The following is a 25,658-nucleotide window of genomic DNA, read 5'->3' as shown; positions in this document are numbered from 1 at the left end:
CGCACCCGGTCGGGTCGGGGCGTTCCGGACGCGGCGGTAGCATCTGGAGGTCCACCCCAGCCCGGACGGAGGCCACGGAGCAGCATGCTCGACATGGAGTTGATCCGGAAGGATCGCGACGCGGTGGCGACCGCGCTGGCGAAGCGGCTGGAGGCCGCCGAGGTCGACCGGGCGCTGGACGAGATCCAGCAGCTCGACCGGGCGCGCCGCCGGCTGATCAGTGAGATTGACGGAGAGCGCCAGCGCCGCAAGGCCGAGGCCCGGGCGTACGCGCAGGCGAAGCGGGACGGCGTCGAGCCGCAGTTGGGTTCCGAGGCTGGCCGCAAGCAGATCGCCGAGTTGGAGGCCGAGCTCGACGAGGTGCAGGTGCGGTTGCGTACCACCATGAGTGAATTGCCCAACCTGCCCGCCGACGACGTCGTCCCCGGCGGCAAGGAGGCCAACCGGGTGGTGAAGACCTTCGGCGAGCCGCCGGCCATCGAGAAGGTCCGCGACCACGTCGAGTTGAGCCGGATGCTGGGCCTGGTCGACCACGAGCGCGGCGTTAAGCTCGGCGGTTCCGGCTTCTGGATGTACACCGGGCTGGGTGCCCGGCTGGAGTGGGCGCTGGTCAACTGGTTGATCGAAAGCAACGTCGAGGCCGGGTACGAGTTCCTGCTCCCGCCGCACCTGCTGCTGGACAGCGCGGGCTTCGCCGCCGGACAGTTCCCCAAGTTCTACGACGACGTCTACCACCTGGACAAGCAGTCCGCCCCGCGTGGGCAGTTCCTGCTGCCGACGGCGGAGACGGCGATCCTCGGGGCTTACCAGGACGAGATCCTGGAGACCGCGAAGCTGCCGCTGAAGGTGTTCGCGTACACCCCCTGTTATCGGCGGGAGGCCGCCGGCTCGCACTCCGACGAGCGGGGCACGGTCCGCGGCCACCAGTTCAACAAGGTGGAGATCTTCCAGTTCACCCTTCCTGAGCAGGCCGACGCCGCACTGGAGCAGATGCTCGGGCACGCGGAGAGCCTGGTTGAGGCGCTCGGGCTGCACTTTCAGCGCAGCCTGCTCGCGGCCGGCGATGCCAGCGCCTCGATGCGCAAGACCCTCGACATCGAGGTCTGGATGCCGAGCACCGGCAAGTACAAGGAGGTCTCGTCGGTCTCCTGGGGCGGTGACTACCAGGCCCGCCGGGCGGCGATCCGCTACCGCGAGCCGGGAGGAAGGCAGACCCGTTTCGTGCATACCCTCAACGGCTCTGCCCTGGCCACCAGCCGCCTCTTCCCCGCCATCCTGGAGCAGTTCCAACAGCCCGACGGCTCGGTCCTGGTCCCCGACGTCCTCCGCGACCGCCTCGGCACCGACCGTCTCACTCCACGCTGACCGGGTCGTCGAGGGCCGCCACGGGCGGCCCTCGACGCTCGCGCCGATCGTCCCGCACCTCCGGCCTCCCGCACGGTCGTGCGCGCCGGCGCGGCGTGAACAGGGGGCCCTGATCTGTCAACAGGGGTCCCTGATCTACTGCAGGCGTCAACAAGGGGCCCTTCCTTCGCCTCGGTCAGCCGGCCAGTGCGGTGACCCGGCGGGTGAGGTCCTCGCCGTCCAGCCAACCCTGGTAGATCACCCGTCCGTCCCGGTCGATGATCACGAAGGTGCTCTGCTCGACGACCTCGAAGCGCCGCCAGAGCTCTCCCGCCCGGTCCTCGACCTGCGGCATCGGGCCCAGCTCGAACTCGGTGACGAAGTCGGTCATCGCTTTGCGTTCACCGAGCCCCGCGATCCCGACGATCGGCACGGTTTCCCGGAATCCTGGCTCGATCTCGGCGATCGTCCAAGCCTGACTCGCGCAGCTGGCGCACCAGGGCGCCCAGAACCAGAGCACCACCGGGCGGCCGGCGAGGGTGGCGGCGTCGAACGCGGCACCATCCAGGGTCTTTCCGGCGAAGCGGAGGGTCTCCGGCACCGACACCGGACTGGCCGGCGGCGAGTCCGGTGCGCTGGTTGGCGGCGAGCCGGGGGCACTGACCGGCGGGGTGGTGGCGGCCGGCACGTCGGGCGAGCGGGTCGCCTCGGCATCCGCGCCGCACCCGGCCAGGACGGCGGCGAGCAGGGCGGCGGTGAGCACGCCGGTGAACCGTCTCGTCATGCGTGCCGCCCTCATTTGTTTCTCCTCTAGTCGCTCAGGCCTGGGTCAGCCGCAGCGCCAGCTCCGGGCAGACCTTGACCGCCTTCACCGCGCCCTCCCGCAGCCAGGTCGGCACGGGGGTGGGCGGGAAGGCGGGGTATCCGTTCTGATCGAGCCGGATGAAGTCCGGCACCACGTGGGCACAGAGGCCGTGTCCGTCGCATCGGGACCAGTCCAGGACCAGCTTCTGCGGGTCGGCGTCGGGCGCGCCGGGCAGACCCATCACGCCCTTGACCCGCCGGCCGCACCCCTCGCCCGTGGTGTGCTTCCGCAGGTCGTCGGCGAAGACCTCCATCGCCGACAGCGCGAACCGGGACGTACCGTCGGGGTGGCTGCACGCGCCGCGTCCCTTGACGTCGCCGGCGGCGGCCCGGACAACCTCCACCGGCGCGCTCCCGGAGACTGCCAGGTCGACGGCGCGGGCCAGGTCGGGTAGCCCTCGCTTGCACGGGCCGCACTGCCCGGCAGACTCGCCGGACAGGTAGCGCACCACCTGGGCGGCCTCGCCGAGTGGGCAGGTGTCGTCGGCGAGCGGGACGATGATGCCGGCACCGAGGGTGCCACCGATGGCGGCGAGCCCCTTGCGGGAGACCACGGCCTTCCCGGCCGCCTCCCGGGTGACCCACTTTCCGTGGTAGCCACCCGTCAGGATGCCCGGGCCGTCGGGCACCTCGCAGAGCTCAAGAATCTCGGCCAGGGGCGTACCGGCGGCGCACTCGATCACCGCGTGACGTTTCGCCGCGCCGGTCACGCTGAGCAGCATGGTGCCGGGCTCGTCGTCGGTGCCGAGCGCCGCGTACTCGTATGGGCCGAGCCGAACGGCGATCGCCAACTGGGAGTACGTCTCGGCGTTGGAGAGCAGGGTGGGCAGCCCGCCGACACCGGTGTCACTGGAGCGCTTCTTGGTGCCGGGTGGGATGTGCGGCAGCCCGTTGATCCCGTTGACGAGTGCGCCGCCCTCCCCGCTGATGAAGCGGTGCGGCACCGTAACGACGCTCGTCGGCACCGGCATCCGGCGCTCGTCCAGCGCCTCCATGAGGGAGTCCCGGCCGATCATGTCGTCGGCCACGCAGAGCACGATTTCCTCGGCGTCCAGCGCGAACGCGGCCAGGGCGGCGCCGTCGAGGATCAGGTGCGGCGCCCGGGTGAGGATGACCTTGTCCTTCCAGCTGGCCGGCTCGCCCTCGGTGGCGTTGACCACCACCACCGGCGGTAGGTCCTGGCGTTCGCAGGACTCCAGCACCGCGCGCAGCTTCTTGGCGAACGGGAAACCGGCGCCGCCCTTGCCCTTGAGCTGGATGCCCTCGGCCAGCCTCAACAGGTTGGACGGCTCCAACGGGCTGATCGGGCCGTGCACCATCTCGTGGGCCCGCAGGTCGAGCCGGCCGAATTCGGCGAATCCGGCGGTGAGCCGGGGTTCGCCGATGCAGGCCACCGGGGGAACGGTCGTCCGCATCGTCACTTGGCCTCACCCTGCAGGCCGGCCCAGTAGGCACCGTCGACCGAGTCCGGGGCGGGCCGCCGCCGACGGTCTGCCGCCGCCCGTCGGGCACGTCGGGAGGCCAGGTCGACCAGGGTCGGGGTGTCGTCGGCCTCGTCCTCCGGGGCGTACCGTGCCGGCGGACGCCAGTAGTCGGTTTCGGTCATCGGCAGCTCGTCCTCGACGCTGTGGCGTCCACCGCCGCTGCGGGGCGCGGCGGAGATGGGCGAGCCGGAGATCGGTGCTCCGGAGATCGGGTCGGCCGAGATCGGGACGGTGGACTCCCAGCGGCGCGGGCTGTCCCAGGGCTCCTCGGGATCCTCCAGGGACCGCTGCGGCGCAGCCGAGTAGCGGCTGCCAGTCTCGGCGTCGGCCCGGGAGCGGCGGGATCGGCCGATCACCTCGTCTGAGTCGTCGTGGCTGCGCCGACGGACCGGCTCGCGGTCGTACTCCAGCATGTCCTCGTCGCGGCGGGTCGCCCGACGGCCGACCGGCTCGCGTTCGGACTCGTGCCGCGGACGACGGCGGGGTTCCTCGTCTCGACGGCCTCGACCCGGGTGGAGCGGCTCCCGCAGCGTGCCCGGCTCCGGAACGACCGGCACGGTGAAGCGTTCCGGGTCGTTACGCCGGATGGTCGGGCTGGCCCAGGTGCCGGAGGTGCGGTCGGCCCAGCTGGTGTCGCGGCGCACCCGCTTCTCACGGCCGTCGTCGACCTCGGCACGCCGGCCGGTCAGGTTGCCGAGCAGCGACTTGCTCCGGGTCTCCTCGGTGGACTTGCTGCCGGTCATCGCCTCGTTCAGGGCGGCGGCCTGCTGCCGCTCGCGGCTGCGCCGCTGGAGGGTGACCGAGAGGCGGACCATCAGCGCCATCACGACCAGCACCACGCAGGCGACGTAGCTGAATGTGACCCAGCCGGCGGGCGGGCGACCGGCACCGAGGCCGTGGATGATCCCGAAAGGCCAGGAGACGTACGCCATCGAGTGCAGGGCACGCCACAGCCACTTCGGGCCGACGTCGGCGAAGCGGGCCCGGATGATGCCGGTCCACAGCACGCTCACTACGAGCAGCGCGGCGATGGTGCCGAGACCGATGTAGAGGCCACGGCCACCGACGAAGGGTACGGCGGCGTCGGTCACTCCCGCCCGGCCGCTGGCGATCTTCGTGATCACGTGGAAGACCAGGCCGGCGACGCCGAGGATGCCGGTGGCCCGGTGCGCGGACTGCAACAGCACCCGGTGCCTGATCAGCAGCACCAGCCGGTCGGTGGCGAGCAGGCCCATCATCACCGTCAGGCTCAGCGCGACCAGGGCGATCACACCGGCGAAGAACTCGGTGAAGAAGAATCCCATGGCGTACGCCTTCTGGCCCGCGCCGGTGAGCATGGTCAGCGCCCACAGGGCGGCCAGACCACATGCGGAGACCGCGATGACCTGGCCGCGGGACCAGACTCGGATCCCCCGGCTGCTGCTGCTGGTACGGACGGCAGGCGTCTTTTCGTTCTGCGTGGCCCGGGCCATCTGCTCCTCGATCGTCTAGCGGCGGCGCACCGCCGGCCGACCTGTTCCCCACTCCAGTACGCACCGCAGGGGCCGGTCGGATCAGTGTCGTAAGAAGAAATTTCTGCGAGTTGTCGAACCGACCCGCGATCCGGCGCGTATAGCGGTCCCCGCCGCGCCCACCGGCGGTAACCATCCATGCCCATGCATTGACAGCGAATGAAGCGAGCTTGTAATCTTGCGGAAATTTTTCAGCCAGATTGCAAGGTCTGGACAGCACCACCACCGCCCCATCGCCCGACACCCCAGGAGCACCCGATGCACCGACGTCGACTCCGCCCGGCGATCGTCGCCCTCGCCGTGATCGCCAGCCTTCTCCTCACCCCCAGCGCCGTAACCGCGCCACCGGCCGCCGCCGCCCCGTCGGGCGGCAAGAAGGTCATCGCCAACCTCTTCGAGTGGAACTGGCCCTCGGTCGCCAGCGAGTGCACCAGCACGCTGGGCCCGAAGGGCTACGGCCACGTCCAGGTCTCACCACCACAGGAACACGTACGCGGCAACCAGTGGTGGGTGGCGTACCAACCGGTCACCTACCGGATCGAGTCCCGCAAGGGCACCCGCGCCCAGTTCAAGTCCATGGTCGACACTTGCCACGCGGCCGGCGTCAAGGTGATCGTCGACGCCGTGGTCAACCACATGTCGGGCCAGGACAACGGCGGCACCGGCTGGGCCGGCTCGTCCTACCAGCACCACGTCTATCCCGGCATCTACCAGGCACAGGACTTCCACTACTGCGGCCGTAACGGCAACAACGACATCGTCAACTACAACGACCGGTACGAGGTGCAGAACTGCGAGCTGGTCAATCTCTCCGACCTCAAGACGGGGTCGGGCCACGTCCGCTCCCAGCTGGCCGCGTACCTCAACGACCTGCTGTCGCTCGGCGTGGACGGCTTCCGACTGGACGCCAGCAAGCACATGCCGGCCGCCGACATCGCCGCGATCCTCGGTCGACTGAGCCGACCGGCGTACGTGGTGCAGGAGGTCATCCACGGCGCCGGTGAACCGATCACCCCGATCGAGTACACCGGCAACGGCGACGTGCACGAGTTCCGCTACGGCAAGGATCTGGCCCGGGTCTTCCGCTCCGAACGGCTGGCGTACCTGCGCAACTTCGGCGAGGGCTGGGGACACCTGCCCAGCGGCGTGTCATCGGTCTTCGTGGACAACCACGACACCCAGCGCGACACCGGCGGCGTGCTCACCTACCGCGACCGGGGCATCTACGCGCTGGCCAACGCCTTCATGCTGGCGTGGCCGTACGGCTCACCGACGATCATGTCGAGTTACACCTTCAGCGGTCGCGACGCCGGCCCACCCTCCGACGGCACCAACAAGACGCTCGACACGGCCTGCTACTCGGGTTGGGAGTGTGAGCACCGCTGGCCGGTGATCGCGAACATGGTCGGCTTCCGCAACGCCACCGAGGGCGCCGGCGTCGCCAACTGGTACGACAACGGCAACAACCACATCGCGTTCAGCCGGTCGGGCCGAGGCTTCGTCACCATCAACGACGAGGACAGCGCGGTCAACGGCCGTTCCTACTACACCGGGCTGCCGGCCGGCCGCTACTGCGACGTCATCCACGGCACCTTCTCGAACGGCACCTGCAGCGGTCCAGTGATCACCGTGGACGGCAACGGCTGGTTCGCCGCCAACATCCCCGCGCACGACGCCATCGCCATCCACCTCGCCGCCCGCCTGCCCTGAGGTCCCCACCCCAGTGGGGAGAGTGGGAGTTTCGGGGTTTTTGAGGTGTTTGAGGAGTACGGTTGTCGCGTGGGCTTCGAGAGCATCCTGGGGTCGCCGGGGCGGCGGAGGGCTGCTGCCGCATTGGGTGTGGCTGTGCTGCTGGGCGGTGCCGCGTACACCGGATGGGCGCTGACCCCGACGTCCGGCCCGGCGACGGTCGCCCGGCCCGGCGACGTCACGTCGACTGCGGCGGTGCCGTCGGCCGCTGAGGCCGTGCCGTCGGCCGCGCCTGCGCCCGACACACTGCCGGAGATCGACTACGACCCGGCTCCGGCCGGCTTCCCCGACGATCCGGAAACCCTCGACACCGCGCCGCTGGACCGAGGCCTGCACCCGACCCGCAGGCTCGCCGCCTACGACGCGCCCGGGGGGCGTCCGCTGGCCTTCCTGATGCCGAGCATCAGCGGGGTGGAGCTGACCGTGCCGATCGCCGACCGCGAGTCCGGCTGGACGGCTGTGCTGCTCCCGTCGGCCAACCGCAAGCTGGCCTGGCTGCCGCCGGGCGGATTCCGGACCGTCGAGCTGCGCGACCAGATCGTGGTGGAGCGCGTGCCCTTCCGGCTCACCTGGTACCGCAACGGCACTGCGCAACGATCCTGGCCGGTCAGCCTGGGTCAGCGCGGCCAGGAAACCCCACTCGGCCGGACCTTCGTGCTGGGCCGCACCCCACCACCGGAGTCGGTCTACGGCGGGGTGGACATCTTCGCCCTCGGCTCGGTGCCCGACGACCCCGACTCCGTCCCCACCGGCCTGCGTGGCGCGCACATCGGGGTGCACACCTGGCACCACGACGGCGAACTCGGCCAGCAGACCACCAACGGCTGCGTCCGGCTGACCGCCAGTGGCCAGCGGTTGCTGCTGAAGGAGGTACGGCCGGGCACTCCCGTGGTGGTCGTAGACGAGTTACCGGCACCGCCGCCGACCGCCTGATCCGCACCTGGGCGGTGGCCCGGGCCCGTCTCCAGCCGGAGGTCGCGCGTCGACTTGATCGGCGGGCGCGTAGCGCCCCGACAGTCACCAGAACGACATACCGCTCTGGAGACCGGCACACATCCCCTGCGGTGGGCTGGGCGAGAGACGTCACGATCGCGTCCGAGGTGCCCTGACGGCAGGTGACGGTGTCAGCCGCCGCCAGAGGAACTCCAGCGCCAACGCCTTGATGAACGCCCGCTGCTCGTTGTTGGCAGCCGCGCCGTGCCCACCCTCGACATTCTCGTAGTAGGCCACGTCGTGGCCGTGCTCGCGCAACCGGGCGGTCATCTTCCGGGCGTGCCCGGGATGCACCCGGTCGTCGCGGGTGGAGGTGACGAACAGGACCGGCGGGTACCGCACGTCGGCGCGTACGTTGTGGTACGGCGAGTACTCCCGCAGGAAGACCCCGTCTGCCGCCACGTCCGGGTCACCGTACTCGGCCATCCAGGAGGCGCCCGCCAGCAGCCGGTGGTAGCGGCGCATGTCGAGCAGCGGAACGTGCGCGACGACGGCACCGAAGAGGGTCGGGTAGCGGGTCAGCATCACCCCCATCAGCAGGCCGCCGTTGCTGCCGCCCTCGATACCCAACTGGTGCACCGTGGTGACGCCCCGGGCCACCAGGTCGGTGGCGACCGCCGCGAAGTCCTCGTACGCCCTCGGCCGGTTCTCCCGCAGCGCCGCCCGGTGCCACCGGGGGCCGTACTCCCCGCCGCCCCGGATGTTGGCCACCGCGTAGCTGCCGCCGCGCGCCAGCCAGCCCCGGCCGGTGATCCCGCCGTAGCCGGGAGTCATCGACACCTCGAAGCCGCCGTACCCGTGGAGCAATGTCGGCCCGGCCGGGGCGGCCGGATCTCCTACCACGAAGTACGGCACCCGGGTGCCGTCGGCGGAGGTGGCGAAGAACTGGCGTACCGCCAGGCCGTCGGTGTCAAAGAAGGCCGGTGCCCGCTTGAGCGTCTCGACGCCGCCACCGACCTGCCCGAGCCGCAGCGTGGCCGGTTGGAGGAAGCCCTCCGAGGCGACCAGGTAGGCGTTGCCCGACTCGGGGTCGGTCTCGACGAGGCAACCGTCCTCGTCCGCCGGCACCCCCGGCAGGGGTTCACGTCGCCAGCCGGCCTCGCCAGGAGTGCAGATCTCCAACCGGCTGCGCACATCGGTGAGCGTGGTCAGGATCAGGTGATCTCGGGTCCAGGTGAAGCCGCCCAGCGAGGTGTGCTCGTCGGGCCGGAACAGCGCTGTCAGCTCCCGACTGCCGGCGAGGAACGCGTCGAAGCGGATCGCCAGCAGGGCACCCGCCGGGTGGGTCGACTCACCCAACGTCCACGGCGTACGCGGCCGGACCAGCAACCACTCCCGGTGTACGTCCCACCCGGCGTCCTCGGGCACCGGGATTCGGAACCGCTCCCCCGTCCCGGTCAGCAGGAAGCTCTCCGCCCGGTAGAAGTCGCGGCTGCGGCCGACGAAATCACGCTCGAATCCGGGCGTAGCATCGTGCCAGCCGTGCGCGCCGACGTCCCCGGTGGACGCCTCGTAGACCAGTTCGGCCTCGGCCAGCGGTGTGCCGCGCCGCCACCGGGCCACCGTGCGGGGATAGCCGGAGTCGGTCAACGAGCCCGGCCCGAGGTCGGTGCCCACGAAGATGTGATCCTCGTCGATCCAGCTCACGTCGGTCTTGGCCTCGGCGACGCTGAAACCGCCGTCGACGAAGGCCCGCCCGCCCAGGTCGTACTCGCGCACCACCACCGCGTCCGCACCACCCCGGGAAAGGCTGACCAGGCAACGCCGGTGCTCCGGCGGCAGCGTGCTCGCACCGCCCCACACCCAGTTCTCGCCCTCCCGCTCGGCCAGCGCGTCGAGGTCGAGCAGCACGTCCCACTCCGGCTCGGCCCGCCGGTACTGGTCGAGCGTGGTACGCCGCCACAGCCCGCGCGGGCGGGCGGCGTCGCGCCAGAAGTCGTAGTAGAAGCCGTCGCCGCGCCAGACCGGGTACGGGATGCGGTCGTCCGCGTCGAGCACCTGCCGGATCTCGGCCTTACGGGCAGCGAACGCCGGGCCGCCGGCCAGCGCCGCGACCGTCTCGGTGTTGCGCTCGCGCACCCACCCGACGGCCCGCGGGCCGTCGAGGTCTTCCAGCCAGAGGTACGGGTCATCGCCGGCCCAGTTCATGTCTGCCACGTCCGAACTATCGCCGACAGTCGGGCCGATCCCTGCCCCTGCAGTTGTCGACATGGCGACTTCGGGCCCCCATTGACGGCAGGATCCCGCAACGGTCGTTTGGACGCACCGGTGACGTTCGCCTCTGGTATGGGCGCAGGCTGCGGGGGTATGACCGGAGCATGAAGGCGAGTTTCCGGCTCGGTCGGATCGTGGGCGTACCTGTCGGGGTCAACTGGAGTGTTCTGGTCATCTTCGCGCTGATCTGGTGGGGGCTGTCGGCAAACCTGTTTCCCCAGTCGTACCCGGACCGTTCGGTGCTCGCGTACGCACTGGCGGGGCTGAGCGCGGCGGTGGTCTTCTTCCTGGGTCTGCTGGCCCACGAGGTGTCCCACGCGGTGGTGGCCAAGCGCAACGGCCTGGGGGTGCAGGGAATTACCCTGTGGCTCTTCGGCGGGGTGGCCGAGTTGCGTGGCGAGCCCCGGTCCCCGGGTGCCGAGTTGCGGGTCTCCGGTGTCGGGCCGCTGGTCAGCCTGATCATCGGGGCCTTCTTCGGTGGGATCGCGATGCTGCTCGCCCTCGCCGGGGTGCAGGGGCTACTACTGGGCGTGATGGCCTGGCTCGGCGGCATCAACCTGCTGCTCGCCGTATTCAACATCCTGCCGGCGGCGCCGCTGGACGGTGGACGGCTGCTGCACGCGGCAGTGTGGAAAGCCACCGGCGACCGTACCCGCGCCTCGGTGGTGGCGGCCCGGGCCGGCTGGATTCTCGGCGTGGCGCTGATCGGGTTCGGGCTGTGGCGGTTCCTCACCGGCGCGGGCGTCGGCGGGCTGTGGCTGGCGCTGATCGGCTGGTTCCTGATCGGCGCCGCCACCATGGAGGAGCGGCAGGCCCGGCTGGGCAGTGCGCTGCGTGGGATGCGGGTCGCCGATGTGATGACCCCCCAGCCGCAGACCGCATCGGGCGAGCTGACGGTGGCCGACTTCGTGAACAACTACCTGTTCGCGTACCGGCACACGGCGCTGCCGCTGACCGCCGACGGCCGGCCCGTCGGCTTGGTCACCCTCGACCGGGTACGCGGCGTGCCGTCGGACGCCCGGGCCAGCACCACCCTGGAATCGGTCGCGTGTCGGGCAGACGACCTGGTGATCGCCTCTCCCGACGAGCCGTTGACCGATCTTCTGCCCCGGCTCAACGAATGTGCCGACGGCCGGGCGCTGGTCGTGGTCGACGGTCGCCTGGTCGGCATCGTCTCGCCGAGCGACATCAGCCGCGCCGTCCAGCGCGGCAGCATGCGCGATCAGCTCGCCGCGAACCGCTGAGGGCGGCTCAGCGGGGGAAGAGGCGTTCCAGCTCCTCGGTGTGGAACTTCGCCGTCGGGTCCAGGCGGGCCACCAGCGCGGCGAAGTCGGGCCAGCGGGGGTAGGTGGGGGCGATCTCGGCCCGGGTGATCGTGAAGACCTTGCCCCAGTGAGGGCGCGGAGCGAAGGGGGCGAGTGCCCGCTCGACCTCAACGACCACCGGCAGCACCTTCGTGGGGTCGGCGATCCAGGTGAGGTGGATGGCGAGGCTGTCCCGGCCGTGTTGGGGGCTGAGCCAGAGTTCGTCGGCGGCGATCGTGCGCAGCTCACTGGTGAGCGCGACCGGGGCGATCAGGTGCGCCACCTCGTCCAGTGCGGCCAGCGCGTCGGCGGCCACCGCCCGCGACAGGTGGTACTCGGACTGCAACTCGTCGCCGTTGCTGGGGGTGAAGCCGAGCCGGAAGTGCGGCAGTCGCTCGTGCCAGGGGCCGGCCATGCCGAGTTGCTCGGTGCAGTTGACCACCGGCATGCCTGGTACCGGATGCCAGGGCCGGTCGGCCGCCGTGGTGCCGAGCCAGTCCGCCGGGGGCGCGGGCTGGTTCGCGAGCTGCTTGCGCCAAACCTGGGTGCCGAGGGTGGAGCGCCAGTCGGTGAAGACGCTGACGCTGTACGCCGAGGCGAGCGCCGCGTCCAGGGCCGCGCGGGGCAGGTCCAGGCGGACGTACTGGCGGACGTCGAAGGTGGGCACCACGTCCAGCGTCAGGCGGGTGACAATGCCCAACACGCCGAGGGAAACCACCATGCCGGGGAAGTCCGCGTCGCCACGTCCCACGGTGCGCAGCCCACCGTCGGCGGTGACCAGCTCCAGGCCGGCGACCGCGGTGGCCAGGTTCCCGATGGTCTCGCCGGAGCCGTGGGTGCCGGTGGCGACCGCGCCGGCCACCGAGATGTGCGGCAGCGAGGCGAGGTTGGCCAGCGCGTACCCGCGCTCGTGCAGCCAGGTGGCCAGGTCGCCGTAGCGCAGCGCGGCCGGCACGTGGACCACCCGGCGGTGCTCGTCGAGCTGCACGGTGGCCGGCAGCCCCGTCAGGGTGACCAGGTCGCCGGTGGTGTCGCCGAGCCGGTTGAAGGAGTGCCCGCTGCCGACCGCCCGAATCCGGTCGCTGCCGGCGACCAGCTCGCGCAGCTCGTCGACAGACGACGGCCGGTAATACGCCCGGGCCGCGTACTCGACGTTGCCGGCCCAGTTACGGTGCGTCGACACTCCGCCCTCCTCTCCGCGCCGGCGGTTAGCGCCAGCTCCGTCGGGGAACCCTACGCCGATGAGCAGCTACCGTGATCCCGCCCCGCGCGGCGACGTGTACCCCTCCGAGGAGGAGATCGACCCGGCCGGCACCGACGCCGGGCCGTGGGCGGGCCAGCCGGTTCCGCAGCCGATCCCCACCCCGAACCGGTTCCGGAGCCGCCGCAATCGGAGTCGCAACACGCCGACCGGTCAGAGCTGCCGGATCACCTCGGTGGCCACCAGGTCCAGGTGGTCCAGGTCGGCCAGGTCCAGTACCTGGAGGTAGAGGCGCTGGCTACCGACCGCCGCGTACCGGCCGATCTTGTCGACCAGCTCGGCGGGGGTGCCGGCGAGCCCGTTGTCGCGCAGCTCGTCGGTTTCCCGGCCGATCGCGGCGGCCCGGCGGGCCACCTCGGCGTCGTCCCGTCCGCAGCACAGCACCAGCGCGTTGGACCAGGTCAGCTCGGCCGGATCCCGACCGATCCCCGCGCAGGCGGCCCGGACCCGCTCGAACTGGGCGACGGTGTCGTCCAGCGAGACGAACGGCAGGTTGAACTCGTCGGCGTACCTGGCGGCGAGCTGCGGCGTACGCTTCGCGCCCATGCCGCCGATCAGGATGGGTGGATGTGGCTGCTGGACCGGCTTTGGCAGCGCGGGTGAGTCGCTGACCTGGTAGTGGTGGCCGGTGAAGTCGAACGTCCCGCCCGACGGGGTACGCCACAGACCGGTGATCACCGCCAGCTGCTCGTCCAGCCGGTCGAATCGCTCCCTGAGTGCCGGGAACGGGATCCCGTAGGCGCGGTGTTCGGCGTCGTACCAGCCGGTGCCGATGCCCAGCTCGACCCGGCCGCCGCTCATCTGGTCGACCTGGGCGACGGTGATGGCCAGCGGGCCGGGCAGTCGGAACGTCGCGGCGCTCATCAGCGTGCCGAGCCGGATGGTGCGGGTGTCGCGGGCCAGCCCGGCCAGCGTCGTCCAGGCGTCGGTGGGGCCGGGTGCGCCGCTGACCGATCCTATCTTGAGGTAGTGGTCGGAGCGGAAGAAGGCGCCGAAGCCGGTCTCCTCGGCGCGGCGGGCCACGGCGAGCAGGTCGTCGTAGCTGGCGCCCTGCTGGGGTTCGGTGAAGATCCGCAATTCCATGGGTCGAGCATAGAAAGCTGACCGAGGGTGTGACCCTGGCAGTCGGAGAAGCTGCACCACCAAGGACGCGCGTACGCAACATTTTGCAGACCTTGCAGATCGTCTCAAGAACCTTCTCGCCATACCGCTGGTTGTTGCGCAGAGGTTCTCAACGATCATCAGCCCGCGAGGCGAGGCCGACGATGATGCCGAGCGAGGAGCATCCCCCGGGAGAGCTTGCGCACGTTGCGTCCCGGCGGCAGCTGGAACACCTCGACCAGCTCGCTGGGCGAACTCCTCGTCCCAGCCCGGATGGACCAGGCCGGCCCGCCCGCAGGACGTGCCCCACGCGCAGGTTCGATGGGTAGGTCTGGCTCTCCTTGATGAAGGATAGCCGGGAGAGCACCCGCTCGTTCTCATACGGGTGCTGCCCGAAGACGGCGACGGCCCCGCTGGTGGCGAAGTTCTGCGCGGTGAGGATCTGCATCAGGGTGGTCCTGCCGGCCCCGTTGCGCCCCAGCAGGCCGTGGATCTGATTCTCGGTGAGCGAGAAGCTGATCTCGTCCAGTGCGGTGACGCCTCGGTACCGTTTGGTGAGGTCGGTGACGGTGACGACCGGGCTCATCGGCCCTCCTCGCAGGTGTCGATCATGTTCTTGAGTTCCGCCGGGTCCATGCCGGGCTTGCGCGCCTCGGCCAGCAGCGGTCGGACGTACTGCCGGGCGAACTCGTCGCGGCGCCGGCCGCGCCGCTTCACGCGGGCGCCGGGAGAGACGAACATGCCGATTCCTCGTTTCTTGTAGAGGATTCCGTCGTCGACCAGCTTGCTGACCCCTTTGGCGGCGGCCGCGGGGTTGATCCGGTGGAAGGCCGCCAGCTCGTTCGTCGACGGGACCTGGTCCTCCTCGGCGAGCGTGCCGTCGAGGATCGAGTTCTCCAGCAGCTCCGCGATCTGGAGAAAGATCGGCCAGTGGCCCTGCTGCCAAGGTCGGTGCCGGGGCAAGGATCCGACCGATCGGCCCACCCGGCCGCGACCGCCCGGTCCGGGGCGATCCCGGACCGGACGGGCATGGCGGGATCAGACGTACGGGGACCGGGCGTACGCGGCCCGCAGTGCGGCCAGCCCGGTCGCCTTCGGGCTGAGGGTGCCCCAGCCGGAGTTGAAGTAGTTCGTCCGGGCGATGAACGGACCCCGTTCGGCGTTGAGCCGGGCGATCGCCGGGGGCACCGTGGCGATCCAGCCCGCCTGGTCGGGAATCTCGGCCACCCGCACGCCCCACTCGGCGATGAGCACCGGACGCGACAGCGCCACCGGACCGAGATCGGCCACCGCCCAGTCCTTGGTCCGCCGGAACCGATCCAGGGCGGTGTGCCCGGGGCTGGTGGCGTAGACGTTCCACTGGAGGTAGTCCAGCCGCGCCATCAGCGCCTCCGGGTGGGTGCGCTGGAAGCAGGGCCGGTCGAAGCCGCCCAGACCCACCGAGAAGGTGGTGCCCTGGGGCAGCGCCCTGGCCCTGAACCAGTCGACGATGTACGTCATCGCCTGCACGGCCCGCGAGTCCGACTCCGCCCAGGTGTACGCCTTTCCACCCTCGGTGGTGCCGAACTCGTGGTCGGTGTCCAACTCGGAGGCGAGCTGGATGTTCACCCCGAACCCCATCGTCCGGTACTGCGACAGCGCCCGGGCGAACAAACCGTCGCACTGCCCGGCGAGCACCTGGCCGTACCCGTACGCCTTCGGCCAGACCGCGCCCGGACGCTGCTGGATGGTCATGGTCGGCGCCGGCACCGTGTACGTCACACCGTCCACGACGAAGGTCTGCGGCCCGGTGTCGGGCGCACCGTAGTGCTTCAGTTCGAGCACCATGTTGAGCAGCACCCCGGAGCTACCGAGGGTGACCAGCCACGGTCGGTTGTAACCGGGGAAGACGTAGGCGTCGGCGAAGCTGCGGTACTGGGTCAGCGACCGGAAGTTGCCCCCGGCCATGTCGGCGGTCGGATCCGCTCCGCCGGATAGGTAGTAACCGCCGAGCGCCGGCGGCGCGATGGTGTAGTTGGCGGCGGCGGTGGCGGTCTGCCCCGCGGAGTCACTCACCGTCACGGTGACCCGGGACATCACGCCACCGCCCGGTAGACGGCCACCGAGCCGTTGTCCGACAACCGGGTCCAGGCGCGACCCGAGGTGTCGGTGACGGTGAGGGTGAGCGGATCGATGACCGCGCTGACCTTGACCGGGGCGCTGCTGTTGCCCTGGGCGTCGGTGACCACGACGGTGACGGTCAGGGCCTTGTTGTCGGGGTCGCCGTAGGTGATGGTGAGCAGCATCGTGGCACCGGGGGCGAAGCTGGTCGCGTTGAGTGAGGCGGTGACGGTGGGAGCGGCCATTGCTGCTCCTTCCTGGCTCGTCGCCGCCACCGGCGGTTGTGCCGTCGGCGCGCGGCGGGTCGACGGCCGGAGAGTCAGCTTCGGCCCGCCCAGCCCTCGCTATCTGCTACAACAGTGCGTCGGGGTGGGGCCGGTCGTCCTGTCTACTTCTGTACATCTTGACCATAAAATCTTGACCATTATGGAGATGAAACGTGAAGTACCTGATCCTCATTTACGGCAACGAAGAGGTCTGGGGCAGCCTCCCCGAACGTGAGCTGGCCGCGCTGATCGGCGAGGTGGACGCCTTCAACGAGGCGCTGCGCGTCTCCGGCGAGCTGGTGGACTCGCAGGGGCTGGAGATCAGGGCCCGCACGGTACGGATGGTCGACGACGCCCCGGTCGTCACCGACGGGCCGTACCTGGAGGCCAAGGAGTACGTCGGCTCGTACTTCGTGGTCGACGTCGGCAGCGAACAGCGGGCGTTGGACATCGCCCGGTCGTACCCGGGGCTGCGGATCGGCTCCGGCATCGGTGGCGGCCTCGAGGTCTGGCCGCTGATGAACCAGGACGGGGCATCACACTGAGCCTCGACGAGGCCACCGTCGGCCTGCTGCGCCGGCTCGCGCCACAACTGCTCGGCACGCTGGTACGCCGCCACGGCGACTTCACCCGGGCCGAGGACGCGGTGCAGGAGGCACTGGTCGCCGCCGTCGAGAGATGGCCGCGCGACGGCGTACCGGAACATCCCTCGGCGTGGCTGCACACCGTGGCTGCCCGCCGCTACGTCGACCAGGTGCGCACCGAAACCGCACGGACCCACCGGGAACGCGCGATGCTCGACGCCACGCCGCGCGACGCGCTGGTCGCCCCGCCGCCGGACGCCGAGCCGCACCGAGACGACCTGCTGGAGCTGTTCCTGCTCTGCTGCCATCCGGCACTCCCCCCACCCGCGCAGCTGGCGCTGACCCTGCGCGCGGTGGGCGGGCTGACCACCGCGGAGGTCGCGGCAGCGTTCCTGGTGTCGGAGAAGACCATGGGGCAGCGGATCTCCCGGGCCAAGCAACGGCTGCGGGATGCCGAGGCCAGGTTCGAGCTGCCGCCGCAGGAGGAACAGGGCCGGCGCCTGGCAGTGGTCCGCCAGGTGCTGTACCTGATGTTCAACGAGGGTTACAGCGCCAGCAACGGTCCTGACCTGCGTCGCGCGGAGTTGACCCAGCAGGCGCTACGGCTGACCCGACGGCTGCGGGACCGGCTGCCCCACGACGGTGAGACCGCGGGCCTGCTCGCGCTGATGCTGCTGACCGAGTCCCGGGCCGCGACACGAGTCGGGCCGGACGGCGAGCTGGTGCCGCTGGCGGAACAGGACCGCAGCCGGTGGGACCGGGTGGCGATCGAGTCGGGACGGGCACTGGTCACGCAGAGCCTGGCCGCCTCGCCGCCTGGGCCATACCAGGTGCAGGCCGCCATCGCGGCCGTGCACGCCGAGGCGCCGAGGGCGCAGGACACCGACTGGCCGCAGGTGCTCGCCCTCTACCAGTTGCTTGACCGCCTCGCGCCCAACCCCGTGGCGACACTGAGCCGGGCGGTGGCACTCGGCATGGTGCACGGACCGGCCGCCGGGCTGGCCCTGCTGGCCGAGGTGGACTCGGGCCTCCTCGCCGGTCACCACCGGCTGCACGCCGTACGCGCCCACCTCCTGGAGTCGGCCGGCGACCGGGCGGCCGCCGTGGTGGCCTGGCGGATGGCGGCGAGTCTCGCCGGCAACGACCCGGAACGGCGACACCTGCTCAGCCAAGCCGCCGCAGCGGGTGACCTGAATCACAACCAGGTCTAGTAGAAGTGGCGCGTCCGGCTCCGATCCACCAGCGAGCGGGCACCCGTGACGGCTGCCCCCCGGAACCCTGGAGGAACGGATATGACGAAGGTGACCGCGCAGCTGTCGGTGTCGCTGGACGGCCACTACGCCGGCCCACGGCACGACGGGGACGGCGACTGGATGCAGTCGGCGGAGAGCCACGGCTTCTTCCGGGTCACCCGGTGGGCCACCGAGGCGATGGCCTGGCGTGAACGGCAGGGCTTCGCCGGTGGCCGGCACGACGCCGACTCCGAGATCATCGCCGAGTCGTTCGCCGCCGCCGGCGCGTACGTCATGGGTCGCCGGATGGCCGACGGCGGCGAGGCGCCATGGGGCGACGACCCGCCGTTCCGTGCCCCCGTCTTCGTGGTGACCCACCGGCCCCGGCCGAAGCTGCAACGCCAGGGCGGCACCAGCTTCACCTACGTCACCGACGGGGTGGCCAGCGCCGTGGCACAGGCCCGTGCGGTGGCCGGCGGCAAGGACGTCGCGGTGGCCGGCGGAGGCAGCCTGGTCCGGCAGGTGCTGCGGGCCGGCCTGCTCGACGAACTGGAACTGCACGTGGTGCCGGTCGTGCTCGGCACCGGGCTCCGTCTGTTCGACGCCGACCTGGGCCTCGACGACTTCGAGGCGATCGAGCTGACCCCCACCCGCGTCGTGCCCACGCCGCAGATCACCCACATCCGGTACGCCGTCCACGGCCGCTCCCCGCTGGTCCTCGACGACCGCGGCGCCGGCACATCCAAATAAAGGGAAGGGCCCCTGTCAACGTCTCGCGTAGTAAGGGGGGCCCTGCCAACGCGACTACCAGGTAGCAACCCTGCGGGGCTGGGGCTCCGGGGCGGCGTTGGGGCGGCGAGGGGGCAACGCGACAGGGTGACCGCCCCCTATAGTGGCGGCAACCTGTCGATCTAGGAGGGCGCGGTGTCCGAGCCGCCACCCGTCGAGGATTCCCCGAGCACCGGCGAACCCGACGAGGTCACTGTCGCATCCGGCGCCATCCCGGCAGATCCGGCCGCGACGAGCCCCCGGTTGCTGGTCATGCCGCCTGCCGAGGAGCTGCGATCCATCGTCTGGCCCGGTCCGGTGGACCAGCCCGCCTGGGCGATCCCGGTGACCGTCCCGCCCGGTACCCTGGGCTACGCGATCTTTCTCCCACTGCTCGGGCCCGGGGAACCGGCCAACCCTCCCGGCACCACCAGCGTGACCGGCACCACCAGCCCGCATCGCACCACCGGCGCGGCCGGCACCACCAGCCCGTCCGCGCCGGCGGCCACGCACGCCGCCGGGCATTCGACCACGGTGCCCGGCCCGACCGAGGCATCCCGGCCGACGTTGCCGTCGCCGCGGACGGCCGAAACGACACCAGCCCGTACGCACGACCCGGCCCCCGCCGCCACGACCACCGACACACCCCACGTCACGGTGACCGCCGCCACCACATCGAACGGCACAGCGGCGACAACACCGGCACCACATGATGTACCCCCGAGGACCGAGACGCCGCCCGCCAGCGCGCCGGCGAGTGGGACAAGTCCGGCGGGTGGAACAAGCCCGGCCGCTGGGACGGGCCCGGTTCGGTCCGCGGCCGGGAACCGGCTCGGCCCACCGGTGGCAGCCGCCGGCCCGACCGGTCCCCCGCGGCACGAGTCGCCGTACGCCTTCCGACCGTTGCCGCCGCGATCGTCGTTCTTCGACCGGGTGTGGCCCGGTCCCGGACCGGCCCGGGACCGGGCCACACCACTGGCCGTCCTGCTGGGAGCGCTGGGCGTGGCCGCCCTGGTGCCGCTGGGCCGCACCGGCGTCGGCTGGTTCCTCGGCTGGCTGATCCTCACCGCCGGTGTCACCGTCGCGGTACGGCGCCACACCGCCGAGATGCCCCGAGCACAACGCTGGGTCCGAGCCGGCTGGGCCGCCGCGGCTCTGGCGCTGCTCGCCGTGCTCGCCTTCCGCAACGCCTGGTGGTTGGTCACGTTCTGCGTACTGGGGGCGTTGGGCTGCGCGGCGCTGGCGATCGTCGGTGGCCGGCAGGTCCGGTCGATCCTGTTCAGCCTGGTGGCCACCCCGATCGCGGCGGCACGCGGACTGCCCTGGGTCCGCGCCCACGTCCGGGCGCCTGACCGCGACCCGGGGAACGCCCGCCGAGTCGTCGGCTCGGTCGCCGCCACCGTGGCGGTCCTGGTGGTGTTCGGGGCGCTGCTCTCCTCCGCCGACGCCGCGTTCTCGCAGGCACTCGGCGCCATCGTTCCGGAGATCAGCGTGAGCGGCGTATTCCGCTGGCTCTTCCTGGCCGCCGTGGGTGCCCTGGTCGCCGTGGCCGCGGTGTACACGATCGCCGCCCCGCCCGACCTGTCCTCGGTGGACCGGCCGACGACACGCAGCCTCAGCCTGGTCGAGTGGGCTCCGCCGATCGCCACCCTGACCGCCCTGTTCGGCGGCTTCGTCACCGTGCAGTTCACCGTGCTCTTCGGTGGGCAGCGGCACGTGCTGGACACCACCGGCCTCAGCTACGCCGAGTACGCCCGCAGCGGCTTCTGGCAACTGGTCGCGGTGACCGTGCTGACCCTGGTGATGCTCAGCGGGGTGACGCGGTGGGCCTGCCGCGACCGGCGGTGGGAGCGAGTCGTGCTGCGGATCCTGCTGGGTCTGCTCAGCGCGCTGAGCGTGGTCATCGTGATCTCGGCGCTGTCCCGGATGTACACCTACCAGAAGGTTTACAGCTTCACCGGCGAGCGGATCTTCGTGATGGCCTTCGAGCTGCTCCTCGGCGCCGTCTTCGTGATGATCCTGACGGCCGGCGTACGCTGGCGCGGCGGCTGGATTCCCGGGCTGACCGCGGCGCTCGCGGCGGTGATGCTGCTGGGTCTGGCGGCGCTCAACCCGGAGGGCTACGCGGCCCGCCGCAACGTCGCCCGGTATGAGCAGACGGGCCGGATCGACGCCTGGTACCTGCGGGCGCTCTCCGCGGACGCCACCTCCGCCCTGGGCGCACTGCCGGACCCGGTACGCCGGTGCACGCTCAGCTGGATCGCCGACGACCTGGCCGAGCCGGACCCGTGGTATGCCTGGAACCTGGGCCGGCAGCGCGCCCGGACGGTGCTCGACCGACTGGGACCGGACGCGATCGGCGACCAGCGCGACTGCCGCCGCGCCGACCAGTTCGACCTGCCGAAGAGCCCTCGGTAGGCGTCGACGGTAGGCTTTTCCGCCACCGGAGGCAGCAGGCAAAGCCGGGACGTGCTGCGAATCCCGCTCCGGCACGGCACAGTTGTCCCGAGGGGACTGCGCCGCATCCAAGTGGATGCGGCGCAGTCCTGTTGCGTTGGGCTAGTGCGGTGTCCGGGATCGTCGGCGGTGTCGCGGCGGGGCCCAGGCGGCGATCCGGCGGCGTCGGGCTCGGCGCGGCCCGGTGTACGTTCCTGGACACCGTGCTAGCTGATCTTCTTGCGGTAGATCGCTGTCGCGGCGACGTAGGCGGCCACCAGCAGCCCGGCGCACCAGGCGAGGGCGATCCAGATGTCGTTGCCGGCGGGTTGTTGCGCGAACAGCGCACGGAGCGTGTTCACGATGGACGTCGCGGGCTGGTTCTCGGCGAACCAGGCGACCGGGCCGGGCATCGAGTCGGTCGGGACGAATGCCGAGCTGACGAAGGGCAGGAAGATCAGCGGGTAGCTGAAGCCGCTGGCGCCGTCGATGGTCTTGGCGGTCAGGCCGGCTATCACGGCGATCCAGGTGAGGGCGAGGGTGAACAGGGTCAGGATGCCGACGACGGCGAGCCAGTCGACTACGGATGCGCCGGTGCGGAATCCCATGATCAGCGCGACGCCTGTGACGATCACGATCGAGGCCAGGTTGGCGACGAGTGAGGTCAGGACATGCGCCCAGAGCACGGAGGGCCGTGGGATCGGCATCGACTGGAAGCGCTCGAAGATTCCGCTCTGCATGTCCAGGAACAGGCGGTACGCCGTGTATGCGATGCCGGAGGCGATGGTGATGAGCAGGATGCCCGGTAGCAGGTAGTTGATGTACGACTCGTCGGATCCGGTGTTGATGGCACCGCCCAGCACGTACACAAACAGCAGCATCAGCGCGATCGGGGTGATCGCTGTGGTGATGATGGTGTCCGGGCTGCGCAGGATGTGACGCAGCGAGCGGCCGGTGAGGGTTCCGGTGTCGCTGAGGACGTGGGCGGTCATCGGGATTCCCCTCCTGCGGGCATGGCGGCCTCGTCAGTGGTGTCGTTGGTGTCGCGCACGAGGGCGAGGAAGACGTCCTCGAGGGTCGGCTGCTTCTCGACGTACTCGACCTCGGCGGACGGGAGGAGCTGTTTCAGCTCGGCGAGGGTGCCGTTCTGGATGATCGTGCCCTCATGCAGGATCGCGATCCGATCGGCGAGTTGCTCGGCCTCGTCGAGGTGCTGGGTGGTCAGCAGGATGGTCGTGCCATCCTCGGCGAGCTGCTTCACCGTCTGCCACACCTCGATGCGGGCCTGCGGGTCGAGGCCGGTGGTCGGCTCGTCGAGGAAGAGGACAGGCGGATCGCCGACAAGGCTCATCGCGATGTCCAGCCGCCGTCGCATGCCGCCCGAGTACGTCGCCGCCCGGCGGGTCCCGGCATCGGTGAGCGAGAAGCGGGCGAGCATGTCGTCGGCGATCGCACCCGGGTTCTCCAGGTGGCGGAGCCTCGCGACCAGGACCAGGTTCTCCCTGCCGGTGAGCACTTCGTCTACTGCGGCGAACTGGCCGGTCAGGCTGATCGACCTGCGTACGTCGCCTGGAGCCGAGGAGACGTCGAAGCCGTGGACAGTAGCGGTGCCGGTGTTCGCCTTCAGCAACGTCGACAGGATCCGTACCAGTGTGGTCTTTCCGGCGCCGTTCGAGCCGAGCAGGGCGAAGATACTGCCGGCTGTCACATCGAAGTCGACCCCCCGCAACACGTGCAGGTCCTTGTAGGACTTTGTGATGGCCTGCACCCTGATCGCGGGTTCGCGCGTCCTGGTGGTCATGCCCTCTTCTCCTCGCCGTTGTCGCCGGCGGCGATCGCCTTTTGGAGGCGCTCGCGTTCCTTGTCTATCCACTGCCTGCCGGAGTACGCCTTCAGGAACGTCTCGGCGAACTCGACCGGGTCGTCGCCGACCACTGCGCGCACCGGCGTCCCGTCGACCACGGCACGCTCCCAGAGGTCGACGAAGTCGCCGAGCATCGTGATGAGGGTGTCGCCGTCGAGAACCCCGCCGCTGTACATGAAGTACCGCTGAAGAGCCTTGGCCGCGCCGCGATAGGGCTCCGGCAGGGCCTCGATTCGGGCCGTGTGCCGCCTGTACTGCTTCTTCTGCTCGATCGACCCGACGAGCGTCTCGATCCACTTCGTGGCCATGCTCATGCTCCTCCGTCGTGTCGGTTGTCGTTGTGATGGAGGTACTCGATGCGTTCCGCGAGGACGCTCCACGTCGTCCAGAACTCGGCGAGTTGGTCCCGCCCCTTCGCGTTGAGCGAATACACCTTCCGCGGGGGCCCCTTTTCGGAGGGAACCTTCTTCACGTCCACGAACCCGCGCTGCTCGACGCGGACGAGCAGCGCGTAGATGGTGCCTTCCGCGATGTCGGAGAATCCGCGGTCACGCAGCCACGCGGTGATCTCGTAGCCGTACGCGGATCTGCGGCTCAGAATCGCCAGGACGATGCCCTCAAGGGTGCCCTTCAGCATCTCTGTCATCTGGTTGCCCATGCCACCGCCCGCTACCTAACGTCACTTACTACCGGTAGACCGTAACACTAGGTACCAGTAGCTAGCAACGCTTAATACCGAGGGATCTCAAGCCCGGGCCACTCGACGCGAGGTCCAGATCACGATCGCGGGCGGTCCAGGCGCACGGACCCCTCACCGCCAGGACCTGCACGTGGGAGCCCGGCTCATACCGCACATCGTTGAGGCGGATCGCGCCGCTATGAAGCGCCAGCCGGAACGCGCCCCACCTCAGCCCCGTGCAGCCCTGCCGCGCCTCCGGCCGCACGGTGCCGGCCTGAAAGCGGTCGGGTAGCCGCAGCCGCTACCGCCAGCCAGAAGACGTACGGGTACGGCTGCCCGAGACCGAACATCGCCGACTCCGTCACCTGAACCAGCAGCCCGACCGCGACCAGCCACACCAGTCCACCGCCGACCCCGGCCAGCGGCGCCCGCAGTACCACCCACATGCAGACCGTGAGCGCGGCGCCGAGCGGCACGGCCCCGACCAGCCCCAACTCCAGTAGCCACTGGAGGTAGCTGTTGTGGACGTAGTTCACCGCGCTACCGAACAGGTCGGCACCTCGGGTCAGCTCGAACAGTCGCGGACCAGCCGAGTACCCGTAGCCCACGACCGGCTGGTCGCCCCACAACTGGACGGCCGCGTGCCAGGCGCCGGTGCGCCCGCTGGAGTAGTCGCCGCCGGCCGGGTCGGTGAACCGCTGGGTGAGCGACCCCACCCATTCCGCCTGAACAACCAATGCGGTCGCCCCCGCCAGGTAGGAGACCCCGACGACAGCGGCCGACGCACCGGCCAGTCGGGCGACTGACCCGGCGCCGTGACGGGCGATGGCCCATACCGCCCCGACCACGGTGGCGAGCAGTGCAGTGCGCGACTCGGTGAGGACCAGGGCGACCGCGACCGGCACGAAACCGAGCAGCACCGGCCGCCGCCGTGTCTGCCGGTACACGGCCCAGCCCAGGGGCAGCGTCACCGCGCACAACAAGCCCGTCAAGTTCGGGTTGGCGTAGATGCCCTGGAGTCGCCCGTCGAACGCCCACGCCGAATCGACACCTCCGAACGCGGCAGCGAGGCTCACGATGATCGACACGGTGAGGACGACGTAGGCGACCCCGAGGTCACCGGCGATGCGGCTACGGTCGACCCAGCGGCGCAGGACAAGACCGTGGATCAACGCAACGAACAGGAGCATCGCGGCGGCCTGCTGGAGAGTGTGGGTTGGCGACACGGACCACATGCTGCTCAGCGTGGCGAGTGCCGCAGCGGCCCACAGGGCACCGATGAGAACCTGCGCGGGAAGGCCGGAGCGCGACTGGGGCCGGGACGGACTCGCGGCGAAGGTCAACACGACGAGAAGACCGAGTGCCGCATACCGGAGGTAGAAACTCCCGGCGGCAAGCTGTGGTTGGGTCGACGTAGCGGCGACAAGCAGCGTAATGGTGATCGCGAACAGTCGGCGCCAACCGTCGAGGCGACGGGTGAGGTACAGCAACACGATGAGCGTGATCAGCGTGCTGCCGATGGGCGGGTGCTGCACCCCTACCCCAGTTGCGGCGGCCACCACACAGAGGGCCCCTGCGGTGCGGGCTGCTATGCCCCAACGGTCCGTCATGCGGGTTCTCACATTCGTTGTCACTGCCGACCCGGGTGCTCTGTCTGACCGCCAGGCTGGCGCAGGAAGCACTTCCACTGACTTGTCCGTTTAGGCAACTTTGCACAGATTATCGCAGTATCTATCTCCGGCAGGTGCGGCGACCGGCGCGGCCCGACGCGGAGTACGAGACGGTCGATTCGGCGACAGCCACCTCCTCGCGGTCGGGGTGGTGCGGCTATCGCAGGGCGCCGCTAGTGTTCTGTCTCAGTTTTGAGTAGCCGTTTGTTGGAGGGCGACACGTCCACGTCGGAC

23 protein-coding genes are annotated in these 25,658 nt (G+C 70.4%); 8 read left to right on the top strand and 15 right to left on the bottom strand.

All coding sequences use genetic code 11. The features are described from left to right. The first annotated feature begins 84 nt into the window (after positions 1-84). Positions 85-1,365, top strand: a complete 1,281-nt coding sequence (gene serS / locus ACFHWY_RS09610; RefSeq protein ID WP_416579778.1) for a serine--tRNA ligase — start codon at positions 85-87, stop codon at positions 1,363-1,365. Positions 1,366-1,540: 175 nt separating this feature from the next. Here the strand turns inward: serS and ACFHWY_RS09605 are convergent, their stop codons facing one another. From ACFHWY_RS09605 to ACFHWY_RS09595, 3 genes are read right to left on the bottom strand one after another with little or no spacing between them, the layout of a single operon-like run. Continuing rightward, complete coding sequence (locus ACFHWY_RS09605) at positions 1,541-2,128, bottom strand: redoxin domain-containing protein (protein ID WP_416579777.1); 588 nt, start codon at positions 2,126-2,128, stop codon at positions 1,541-1,543. Positions 2,129-2,162: 34 nt separating this feature from the next. After that, positions 2,163-3,623 carry an NADH-ubiquinone oxidoreductase-F iron-sulfur binding region domain-containing protein gene (locus tag ACFHWY_RS09600; protein WP_416579936.1) on the bottom strand — a complete coding sequence of 487 codons (1,461 nt, stop codon included), beginning with the start codon at positions 3,621-3,623 and terminating at the stop codon, positions 2,163-2,165. 2 nt (positions 3,624-3,625) lie between these two features. After that, the gene (locus tag ACFHWY_RS09595; RefSeq protein ID WP_416579776.1) at positions 3,626-5,164 is read right to left on the bottom strand and encodes a hypothetical protein; all 1,539 of its coding nucleotides are present in this window, start codon (positions 5,162-5,164) and stop codon (positions 3,626-3,628) included. A gap of 297 nt (positions 5,165-5,461) precedes the next feature. On the opposite strand from ACFHWY_RS09595, the gene ACFHWY_RS09590 reads away from it, so the two are divergent. Both ACFHWY_RS09590 and ACFHWY_RS09585 read left to right on the top strand, forming a co-directional pair. Beyond that, entirely contained in the window at positions 5,462-6,913 is a 1,452-nt protein-coding gene (locus ACFHWY_RS09590; RefSeq protein WP_416579775.1) for an alpha-amylase, read from the top strand. A 69-nt stretch (positions 6,914-6,982) separates the two neighbouring features. After that, complete coding sequence (locus tag ACFHWY_RS09585) at positions 6,983-7,885, top strand: L,D-transpeptidase family protein (protein ID WP_416579774.1); 903 nt, start codon at positions 6,983-6,985, stop codon at positions 7,883-7,885. 150 nt (positions 7,886-8,035) lie between these two features. On the opposite strand, the gene ACFHWY_RS09580 is transcribed toward ACFHWY_RS09585, so the two are convergent. Next, positions 8,036-10,093 (bottom strand): prolyl oligopeptidase family serine peptidase, encoded by a 2,058-nt coding sequence (locus ACFHWY_RS09580; RefSeq protein WP_416579935.1) that lies wholly within the window; start codon positions 10,091-10,093, stop codon positions 8,036-8,038. Positions 10,094-10,263: 170 nt separating this feature from the next. On the opposite strand from ACFHWY_RS09580, the gene ACFHWY_RS09575 reads away from it, so the two are divergent. Then, positions 10,264-11,403: a site-2 protease family protein gene (locus tag ACFHWY_RS09575; protein ID WP_416579773.1), complete on the top strand. Its 1,140-nt coding sequence runs from the start codon at positions 10,264-10,266 to the stop codon at positions 11,401-11,403. A 7-nt stretch (positions 11,404-11,410) separates the two neighbouring features. Here ACFHWY_RS09575 and ACFHWY_RS09570 read toward each other — a convergent pair whose 3' ends face one another. The 6 genes from ACFHWY_RS09570 to ACFHWY_RS09545 all read right to left on the bottom strand — a co-directional run bounded on the left by ACFHWY_RS09570 (position 11,411) and on the right by ACFHWY_RS09545 (position 16,170). Beyond that, positions 11,411-12,646 (bottom strand): FAD-binding protein, encoded by a 1,236-nt coding sequence (locus ACFHWY_RS09570; RefSeq protein ID WP_416579772.1) that lies wholly within the window; start codon positions 12,644-12,646, stop codon positions 11,411-11,413. Positions 12,647-12,877: 231 nt separating this feature from the next. Further along, a complete protein-coding gene (locus ACFHWY_RS09565) occupies positions 12,878-13,807 on the bottom strand; it encodes an LLM class F420-dependent oxidoreductase (protein WP_416579771.1) in 930 nt (309 codons plus the stop codon). A 148-nt stretch (positions 13,808-13,955) separates the two neighbouring features. Further along, positions 13,956-14,411, bottom strand: a complete 456-nt coding sequence (locus ACFHWY_RS09560; RefSeq protein WP_416579770.1) for an ATP-binding cassette domain-containing protein — start codon at positions 14,409-14,411, stop codon at positions 13,956-13,958. Continuing rightward, positions 14,408-14,788, bottom strand: a complete 381-nt coding sequence (locus tag ACFHWY_RS09555; RefSeq protein WP_416579769.1) for a GntR family transcriptional regulator — start codon at positions 14,786-14,788, stop codon at positions 14,408-14,410. Before ACFHWY_RS09555 ends, ACFHWY_RS09560 begins: the two co-directional genes overlap by 4 nt. A gap of 75 nt (positions 14,789-14,863) precedes the next feature. Continuing rightward, on the bottom strand, positions 14,864-15,901 hold the full coding sequence (locus ACFHWY_RS09550) for a hypothetical protein (protein ID WP_416579768.1): 1,038 nt from the start codon (positions 15,899-15,901) through the stop codon (positions 14,864-14,866). Then, positions 15,901-16,170, bottom strand: coding sequence for a hypothetical protein (locus ACFHWY_RS09545; protein ID WP_416579767.1), 270 nt, complete (start codon positions 16,168-16,170; stop codon positions 15,901-15,903). Before ACFHWY_RS09545 ends, ACFHWY_RS09550 begins: the two co-directional genes overlap by 1 nt. Positions 16,171-16,364: 194 nt before the next feature. Between ACFHWY_RS09545 and ACFHWY_RS09540 the strand changes: the two genes are divergently transcribed. The 4 genes from ACFHWY_RS09540 (at position 16,365) to ACFHWY_RS09525 (ending at position 21,193) form a co-directional block, all read left to right on the top strand. Then, positions 16,365-16,736 carry a YciI family protein gene (locus tag ACFHWY_RS09540; protein WP_416579766.1) on the top strand — a complete coding sequence of 124 codons (372 nt, stop codon included), beginning with the start codon at positions 16,365-16,367 and terminating at the stop codon, positions 16,734-16,736. Continuing rightward, positions 16,733-17,986: an RNA polymerase sigma factor gene (locus tag ACFHWY_RS09535; protein ID WP_416579934.1), complete on the top strand. Its 1,254-nt coding sequence runs from the start codon at positions 16,733-16,735 to the stop codon at positions 17,984-17,986. The genes ACFHWY_RS09540 and ACFHWY_RS09535 overlap by 4 nt, the downstream gene beginning before the upstream one ends. Positions 17,987-18,067: 81 nt before the next feature. Continuing rightward, on the top strand, positions 18,068-18,757 hold the full coding sequence (locus tag ACFHWY_RS09530; RefSeq protein WP_416579765.1) for a dihydrofolate reductase family protein: 690 nt from the start codon (positions 18,068-18,070) through the stop codon (positions 18,755-18,757). A gap of 174 nt (positions 18,758-18,931) precedes the next feature. Beyond that, a complete protein-coding gene (locus ACFHWY_RS09525) occupies positions 18,932-21,193 on the top strand; it encodes a DUF4153 domain-containing protein (RefSeq protein ID WP_416579764.1) in 2,262 nt (753 codons plus the stop codon). 245 nt (positions 21,194-21,438) lie between these two features. Here the strand turns inward: ACFHWY_RS09525 and ACFHWY_RS09520 are convergent, their stop codons facing one another. The 5 genes from ACFHWY_RS09520 to ACFHWY_RS09500 all read right to left on the bottom strand — a co-directional run bounded on the left by ACFHWY_RS09520 (position 21,439) and on the right by ACFHWY_RS09500 (position 25,364). Continuing rightward, complete coding sequence (locus tag ACFHWY_RS09520) at positions 21,439-22,203, bottom strand: ABC transporter permease (protein ID WP_416579763.1); 765 nt, start codon at positions 22,201-22,203, stop codon at positions 21,439-21,441. Further along, positions 22,200-23,012 carry an ABC transporter ATP-binding protein gene (locus ACFHWY_RS09515; RefSeq protein WP_416579762.1) on the bottom strand — a complete coding sequence of 271 codons (813 nt, stop codon included), beginning with the start codon at positions 23,010-23,012 and terminating at the stop codon, positions 22,200-22,202. Before ACFHWY_RS09515 ends, ACFHWY_RS09520 begins: the two co-directional genes overlap by 4 nt. Then, positions 23,009-23,383, bottom strand: coding sequence for a DUF1048 domain-containing protein (locus ACFHWY_RS09510; RefSeq protein ID WP_416579761.1), 375 nt, complete (start codon positions 23,381-23,383; stop codon positions 23,009-23,011). Before ACFHWY_RS09510 ends, ACFHWY_RS09515 begins: the two co-directional genes overlap by 4 nt. 2 nt (positions 23,384-23,385) lie before the next feature. Beyond that, positions 23,386-23,733 (bottom strand): PadR family transcriptional regulator, encoded by a 348-nt coding sequence (locus tag ACFHWY_RS09505; RefSeq protein WP_416579760.1) that lies wholly within the window; start codon positions 23,731-23,733, stop codon positions 23,386-23,388. Positions 23,734-23,951: 218 nt separating this feature from the next. Then, the gene (locus tag ACFHWY_RS09500) at positions 23,952-25,364 is read right to left on the bottom strand and encodes an O-antigen ligase family protein (protein WP_416579759.1); all 1,413 of its coding nucleotides are present in this window, start codon (positions 25,362-25,364) and stop codon (positions 23,952-23,954) included. Positions 25,365-25,658 lie beyond the last annotated feature (294 nt).

Origin of the sequence: Micromonospora sp. LOL_024, from assembly GCF_048060415.1 — a bacterium.
Lineage (GTDB): Bacteria > Actinomycetota > Actinomycetes > Mycobacteriales > Micromonosporaceae > Micromonospora.
This window is presented reverse-complemented; position numbering and strand designations above follow the sequence as displayed.

Excerpts from the sequence above, each read along its gene's own strand:
- serS (WP_416579778.1), top strand. The coding sequence starts at position 85 with ATGCTCGACATGGAGTTGATCCGGAAGGATCGCGACGCGGTGGCGACC.
- ACFHWY_RS09605 (WP_416579777.1), bottom strand. The coding sequence starts at position 2,128 with ATGACGAGACGGTTCACCGGCGTGCTCACCGCCGCCCTGCTCGCCGCC.
- ACFHWY_RS09600 (WP_416579936.1), bottom strand. The coding sequence starts at position 3,623 with ATGCGGACGACCGTTCCCCCGGTGGCCTGCATCGGCGAACCCCGGCTC.
- ACFHWY_RS09595 (WP_416579776.1), bottom strand. The coding sequence starts at position 5,164 with ATGGCCCGGGCCACGCAGAACGAAAAGACGCCTGCCGTCCGTACCAGC.
- ACFHWY_RS09590 (WP_416579775.1), top strand. The coding sequence starts at position 5,462 with ATGCACCGACGTCGACTCCGCCCGGCGATCGTCGCCCTCGCCGTGATC.
- ACFHWY_RS09580 (WP_416579935.1), bottom strand. The coding sequence starts at position 10,093 with ATGAACTGGGCCGGCGATGACCCGTACCTCTGGCTGGAAGACCTCGAC.
- ACFHWY_RS09575 (WP_416579773.1), top strand. The coding sequence starts at position 10,264 with ATGAAGGCGAGTTTCCGGCTCGGTCGGATCGTGGGCGTACCTGTCGGG.
- ACFHWY_RS09565 (WP_416579771.1), bottom strand. The coding sequence starts at position 13,807 with ATGGAATTGCGGATCTTCACCGAACCCCAGCAGGGCGCCAGCTACGAC.
- ACFHWY_RS09560 (WP_416579770.1), bottom strand. The coding sequence starts at position 14,411 with ATGAGCCCGGTCGTCACCGTCACCGACCTCACCAAACGGTACCGAGGC.
- ACFHWY_RS09550 (WP_416579768.1), bottom strand. The coding sequence starts at position 15,901 with ATGTCCCGGGTCACCGTGACGGTGAGTGACTCCGCGGGGCAGACCGCC.
- ACFHWY_RS09545 (WP_416579767.1), bottom strand. The coding sequence starts at position 16,170 with ATGGCCGCTCCCACCGTCACCGCCTCACTCAACGCGACCAGCTTCGCC.
- ACFHWY_RS09530 (WP_416579765.1), top strand. The coding sequence starts at position 18,068 with ATGACGAAGGTGACCGCGCAGCTGTCGGTGTCGCTGGACGGCCACTAC.
- ACFHWY_RS09520 (WP_416579763.1), bottom strand. The coding sequence starts at position 22,203 with ATGACCGCCCACGTCCTCAGCGACACCGGAACCCTCACCGGCCGCTCG.
- ACFHWY_RS09515 (WP_416579762.1), bottom strand. The coding sequence starts at position 23,012 with ATGACCACCAGGACGCGCGAACCCGCGATCAGGGTGCAGGCCATCACA.
- ACFHWY_RS09510 (WP_416579761.1), bottom strand. The coding sequence starts at position 23,383 with ATGGCCACGAAGTGGATCGAGACGCTCGTCGGGTCGATCGAGCAGAAG.
- ACFHWY_RS09505 (WP_416579760.1), bottom strand. The coding sequence starts at position 23,733 with ATGGGCAACCAGATGACAGAGATGCTGAAGGGCACCCTTGAGGGCATC.
- ACFHWY_RS09500 (WP_416579759.1), bottom strand. The coding sequence starts at position 25,364 with ATGACGGACCGTTGGGGCATAGCAGCCCGCACCGCAGGGGCCCTCTGT.